Origin of the sequence: Paracoccus sp. (in: a-proteobacteria) (genome assembly GCF_039808215.1) — a bacterium.
Taxonomy (GTDB): domain Bacteria; phylum Pseudomonadota; class Alphaproteobacteria; order Rhodobacterales; family Rhodobacteraceae; genus Paracoccus.
In genome coordinates this window covers 1-5937 of the sequence record NZ_JBDHSP010000116.1, presented here as the reverse complement: position 1 = coordinate 5937, position 5937 = coordinate 1, and the positions used below count along the sequence as shown (strand labels likewise).

Here is a 5937-nt window from a genome sequence, read left to right as displayed (position 1 = left end):
CCTCGCCGATCTCGTCGAAGGCGCAAGCATCGTGCAAAGCACGCCAGCATCAACTTGTGGGTAACTGCAAGGCCGGTGCCTCTGCCTGAACGGAGAGGTCACATTGCCGTGACCGCCCCGTGCGGACCTGCTATGCTTGCCAGATGCAGGAGGGAAGGCCATGCGTTGGGTGATTGCGCTGCTGATGCTGATCGGGCTTGCGGCCTGCCGTTATGAAAGCACGGCGGATCTGCGTTCGTCGGCGACGGTCTACAAGGTGACCGCCGCGTTCCCGGCCGGCCAGCACCTGTTCCAGGCCCGCGACCAGAGCCACATGCTTGCCATGAACGTGCAGGAGGCGAAGGCCACCCTGGCCTATCAGGATCAGGGCCAGGAGCCGCTGTCCGAGGAGATTGTCGCGCTTCTCGGCTCGGACCGCTTTCCCGAGAATGTCTATGTCGCGATGGCGCTGGGTGGCAAGGACAAGGCCGGGGCGCAGATCTATCAATATTATCCGTTCTGGTTCAATCCCCGGTTCATCGCCTGGCACAAGCCGGATGCGGTGACGCAGGTGCATGGCCTTGCCGATCTTGCGCAATACCTGACCGCGGCCCGTCAGGCGGACAGGGCGCTGAAATTCGACATGGTGGCGCCCGAGGATCAGGCCACCGTCCTGGCCCGGTTCGAGGCCTGGCGCAAGAAGCCGGCCGCGCCTGTCGCGGCGCCAGAGGCTGCCGCGGATGGCACGGTGCATGGTTTCTCGGTTGGCGACGGCGTCTATGTGCAGGGGTTTTTCAGCGACAAGCCCTCGGTCATTCAGGAAATCGACGCCGCCAACCGCCGGGTCAAGGTCCGCCGATATGAGGACGGGGTCTCGGACTGGGTGGGTTTCGACAGCATCATCACGCGCGACGAATCCACGGTCAACGATCTGGGCCGCGGCGCGGCGGCGGTCGGGCTGTTCGTCTGCATGCTCAGCCCCGAAACCTGCACGCCGGCGCAGAAATGATGCGCCTCTGGCGGCGGCCGGACAGGGCCAAATCCCGCCCGACCTGAAAAACCGATTGTAACGGCACGCGCTTACCCGCTATCTTGCCCCGGCAGGGTGGGCGCGGCAGGTGCCGGTTGTTCCCCCTCGACAGTTTCGCAGCGCGCCAGCCAGCCGTGGCATCCGACAAGTGCCGGTGGTCAAGCGCGCGGAAAAATAAAGTCCATGCCCGTCCGGGCCTCTGGGCCAGGTGATCGCCGCCCCGGCCGCTTTGGCGGAAGGGGCCAGAAAGGTAAACAGACGCGATGGATCGCGCAGCGCAGCCAGATCGGCCAGGGTGGCGGGGAAATTCCCCGGACGCCGCGATCGTTGCTGTCCGGGCGAGTGTCGCCGTCTCTTCATATGGCAGCCGGATCCTTGCCCCGCCTTGCGGCGGGCCGGTGCGGCTGCCTGAAAGACAGATGAATGTCCAAGAAAATGCTGATCGACGCCACACATTCCGAGGAGACCCGGATTGTCGTGGTGGATGGAACCAAGGTCGAGGAATTTGATTTCGAGACGGTCAACAAGCGGCAGCTTGCTGGCAATATCTATCTGGCCAAGGTCACGCGGGTCGAGCCCTCGCTGCAGGCCGCCTTCGTGGATTACGGCGGCAACCGCCACGGCTTCCTGGCCTTTGCCGAGATCCACCCGGATTATTACCAGATCCCGGCCGCCGACCGTCAGGCGCTGATCGAGGAAGAGCGCCAGACCGCCGCGGCCGAGGCCGAGGATTCAGACCGGCAGCGCCGCAAACCCCAGCGGCACAAGGCGCCGAAGCCGGCCGCGGCGAGCAATGGCGATGCCGTCGCCGTGTCGGACGAGATCGCCGGCATGACCGTGGTCGATCCCTCGGAGGGCGAGGCCGAGCCGCTGGCTGCCGACCTGTCCGGGCACGACGGGAATGACACGCCCGATGCGGCCTCCGGTGCTGACGCCGGCCATGAGGGCGCCGGTCACGATGATGCCGGTCACGATGATGCAGGTCACGGGGATGCGGCCGAGGATGACGGCATCGAATCCGTCGCCGAAGAGGATCTGGCCGAGGAAATCCCCGTGCCGAAAAAGCCGCGCGCGCGCCGCTACAAGATCCAGGAAGTGATCAAGGTCCGCCAGATCATGCTGGTGCAGGTGGTCAAGGAAGAGCGCGGCAACAAGGGCGCGGCGCTGACCACCTATCTGTCGCTGGCCGGGCGCTATTGCGTCTTGATGCCCAATACCGCCCGGGGCGGCGGCATCTCGCGCAAGATCACCAATGCTGCCGACCGCAAGAAGCTGAAGGAAATCGCCTCGGAACTGGAGGTGCCGGAAGGCGCGGGTCTCATCATCCGCACTGCCGGCAGCCAGCGCACCCGCACCGAGATCCGCCGCGACTATGAATATCTGATGCGGCTCTGGGAACAGATCCGCGAGCTGACCTTCAAATCCATCGCTCCGGCGCCGGTCTATGAGGAAGGCGACCTGATCAAGCGCACGATCCGCGACATCTATTCCAAAGAGATCGACGAGGTTCTGGTCGAGGGCGACCGCGGCTATCGCACCGCCAAGGACTTCATGAAGATGATCATGCCGTCCCATGCCAAGAACGTGAAGCATTACGCCGACCAGATGCCGCTTTTCGCGCGCTATCAGGTGGAAAGCTATCTGGGCGGCATGTTCAACCCGGTGGTGCAACTGAAATCCGGCGGCTATATCGTCATCGGCGTGACCGAGGCGCTGGTCGCCATCGACGTGAACTCGGGCCGGGCCACCAAGGAGGGCTCGATCGAGGACACCGCGCTGAAGACCAACCTTGAGGCTGCCGAGGAGATCGCGCGGCAACTGCGCCTGCGCGACCTTGCCGGGCTGATCGTGATCGACTTCATCGACATGGAGGAGCGCAGAAACAACGCCTCGGTCGAGAAGCGCTTCAAGGACAAGCTGAAAACCGACCGGGCGCGCATCCAGGTCGGCCGCATCTCGGGCTTTGGCCTGATGGAGATGTCGCGCCAGCGCCTGCGGCCGGGGATGCTGGAATCGACCACGCAGCCCTGCGCGCATTGCCACGGCACCGGGTTGATCCGTTCCGATGACAGCCTGGCGCTGACCATCCTGCGCGCCATCGAGGAAGAGGGCACCCGCAAGCGTTCGCGCGAGGTTCTGGTCAAGGCGCCGGTGGCGGTGGCCAACTTCCTGATGAACGCCAAGCGCGAGCATATCGCCGGCATTGAGGCGCGCTATGGCATGTCGGTCAGGGTCGAGGCCGATCCGGTGCTGATCTCGCCCGATTTCGCCATCGAGAAGTTCAAGACCGCGATCCGCAATGTCCCCGAGGTCGCCGTGCCGGTGGTCTCGGTCGATGCCCGGCTGATGGCCCAGATCGACGACGAGGATGTGGTCGAGGACGAGGTCGAGGCCGAGGTCGAGGACCGCGCCGAGGATCGGGCCGATGAGGCGCGGGCCGATACCCCGCATGGCGAGGAGCATGGCGAGGACGGCAATGGCAAGCGCCGCCGCCGCCGCCGCCGCCGCCGCGGTCGCAACGGCGAGGAAGGGGCCTCGGGCGAGGAGGGCCAGGCCGAAGGCGAGGACGACTCTGATGAGGTCGCCGCGCCGCTGGACGCCGGCGAGGGCGAGGAGGCTGGCGATGATGCGGCCGAGGATGAGGATGCGAAGCCGCGCCACCGCTCGCGCGTGCGCCGCCGCAAGGGCGACGAGGCCGAGCCGGTCGCGCCCCTGGTGGAGGCGGTCGACCTGACCGACCTGCCGCTGGCCGAGGCGCCTGCCGCAGAGCCCGCGGAGACCGAGACTGTGGAGGCCGACGCATCCGGGGTGTCCGAACCCGCCGCTTCCGAGGAGACCCTGCTGCCCGAACCCGCCGATGCGGCAGAGCCCGCATCTGAGGTCTCGGCCGAGCCGGCACCGCAGCCGGAACCGGCCGCGCCCGTGGCCGAGGTGATGGCAGAGACGGACGATGCCGCCGAGGTGCAGCCAAAACGTCGCGGCTGGTGGTCGATGGGTTAAGCCGGGACGGAAATGACATAAGTTTGACGGGCGCGGGGCTTTCCCGCGCCTTTGTCTTCGCGCAAGGTGCCGCCCATGCTGGGAATCGAGATCGCCGACGCCGCCTTCCTGCCTGCCGCGACGGTCGCGCTGCTGGCGGGGATCCTGTCCTTTCTGTCGCCCTGCGTGCTGCCGGTGGTTCCGCCCTATCTGGCCTATATGACCGGCGTCGGCGTCGGCAGCCTGAAATCGGGCGAGCGCAGCGCCGTGGTGCCGGCCCTGTTCTTTGTCCTCGGGCTGTCGACGGTGTTTTTGCTGATGGGCATGGCGGCCTCGGCCTTTGGCCGGCTGTTCCTGCAATGGCAGGACCTGCTGGCGCGTGGCGCCGGCGTGGTGGTCATCGTCATGGGCCTGCATTTCCTGCGCATCATCCGCATCCCCTTTCTGGACAGCGAGGCGCGGCTGGATGCGGGCGACAAGGGCGGCAGTTCCTTCGGCGCCTATATCCTGGGGCTGGCCTTCGCCTTTGGCTGGACCCCCTGCATCGGGCCGCAACTGGGCATGATCCTGTCGCTGGCCGCGACCGGCGCCGAGGCTGGGCGCGGCGCCGCCCTGCTGAGCATCTATGCGCTGGGTCTGGGGATTCCCTTCCTGCTGTCGGCGATCTTCATCAACCGCGCCATGGGGGTGATGAACCGCATCAAGCCGCATCTGCGGCTGATCGAGCGCCTCATGGGCGCGCTGCTGGTCGCCGTGGGCCTGGCGCTGCTGACCGGCGCCTTCCCGATCTTTGCCTATTGGCTGCTTGAGACCTTTCCTTGGCTGGCCGTGCTGGGCTAGCGTCCGTGGACCGCGTTTCGGATGCCGGGGTCGTTCGGCGCAATCGTCAGGAGTTCGCGGCACCGGCGCCTGGCTTGCCGAATGCGGAATGCCCAGAGGTGCGGATAGGCGGGCCCCGCGGGCTGTTGCGGCCGGGGATGAGGCGTCAGGCCCAGTTCGGCGGGCGCTTTTCCAGGAAGGCCTGGATGCCTTCGGCGGTGTCGGGGTCGAGCAGGTTCTCGCACATCACCGCGCCGGTGACGGCGTAGGCATCCGCCAGCCCAAGTTGCGCCTGGGCATGGAAGGCGCGTTTGCCCAGACGCAGGGCGGCGGGCAGCTTGGCGGCGATGCAGCCGGCGAGGGCCATGGTCTCGGCCTCGAGGGCGTCGGGGGCGCAGACGCGGTTGACCAGCCCCAGCTCGCGGGCGCGGGTGGCGTCGATGAATTCGCCTGTGACCAGCATCTCGAAGGCGGCGCGGGGCGGGATCGCGCGACTGAGTGCCACCATCGGCGTCGAACAGAACAGGCCGATGTTCACGCCGTTGACGCCGAACCGCGTGCCTTGGGCGGCGACGGCCAGATCGCAGCTGGCCACCAGCTGGCAACCTGCGGCGGTGGCGATGCCTTGCACCTCGGCGATCACCGGCTGCGGCAGGGCCGGCAGTTTCTGCATCAAAGCGGCGCAGCGCGAGAACAGCTGCGCATGGGCGGCGCGGCCGGCATCGGGGTCACGGCGGGCCGCCTGCATCTCGTGCAGGTCATGGCCGGCCGAGAAGGCCTTGCCGCGCGCCGCCAGCACCACCACCCGTACCGAGCCATCCGCGGCGAGAGCATCCAGCGCTGCCTCCAGGGCCTCGATCATCGCCAGCGACAGGGCGTTGAAATTCGCCGGGCTGTTCAGGATCAGCCGCGAGATCGGCCCGACATCCTGGCGCTGCACCAGCGGTCCCGGGTTGTGGTCTTGCATGGCTGTCTCCCCTTGGTGCAGCGGCGCGGTTTCCCTGGCCCGGCTTGGTCGACAGTCTAGCCATGGGCCGGGCAGGGGGGAAGCATCCCAAGTCTGCGCATTCCGACGCATCCGGTCGGCTGTTCCGACAACATCCGGTCAGTCATTCCGGGGTATCCGGTCG

Annotated in this window: 4 protein-coding genes; 3 read left to right on the top strand and 1 reads right to left on the bottom strand. The window is 67.0% G+C overall.

Annotation, left to right across the window (positions count from 1 at the left end):
* The first annotated feature begins 160 nt into the window (after nt 1–160).
* From WMK75_RS17990 to WMK75_RS17980, 3 genes are all read left to right on the top strand, one after another.
* Nucleotides 161–988, top strand: a complete 828-nt coding sequence (locus WMK75_RS17990) for a hypothetical protein (protein ID WP_347268959.1) — start codon at nt 161–163, stop codon at nt 986–988.
* Nucleotides 989–1432: 444 nt separating this feature from the next.
* Entirely contained in the window at nt 1433–4009 is a 2577-nt protein-coding gene (locus WMK75_RS17985; protein WP_347268958.1) for an Rne/Rng family ribonuclease, read from the top strand.
* Nucleotides 4010–4084: 75 nt separating this feature from the next.
* A complete protein-coding gene (locus WMK75_RS17980) occupies nt 4085–4828 on the top strand; it encodes a cytochrome c biogenesis protein CcdA (RefSeq protein WP_347268957.1) in 744 nt (247 codons plus the stop codon).
* 145 nt (nt 4829–4973) lie between these two features.
* Here WMK75_RS17980 and WMK75_RS17975 read toward each other — a convergent pair whose 3' ends face one another.
* Complete coding sequence (locus WMK75_RS17975) at nt 4974–5774, bottom strand: enoyl-CoA hydratase (protein WP_347268956.1); 801 nt, start codon at nt 5772–5774, stop codon at nt 4974–4976.
* Between the last annotated feature and the right edge of the window lie 163 nt (nt 5775–5937).

Excerpts from the sequence above, each read along its gene's own strand:
- WMK75_RS17980 (WP_347268957.1), top strand. The coding sequence starts at position 4,085 with ATGCTGGGAATCGAGATCGCCGACGCCGCCTTCCTGCCTGCCGCGACG.
- WMK75_RS17990 (WP_347268959.1), top strand. The coding sequence starts at position 161 with ATGCGTTGGGTGATTGCGCTGCTGATGCTGATCGGGCTTGCGGCCTGC.
- WMK75_RS17975 (WP_347268956.1), bottom strand. The coding sequence starts at position 5,774 with ATGCAAGACCACAACCCGGGACCGCTGGTGCAGCGCCAGGATGTCGGG.
- WMK75_RS17985 (WP_347268958.1), top strand. The coding sequence starts at position 1,433 with ATGTCCAAGAAAATGCTGATCGACGCCACACATTCCGAGGAGACCCGG.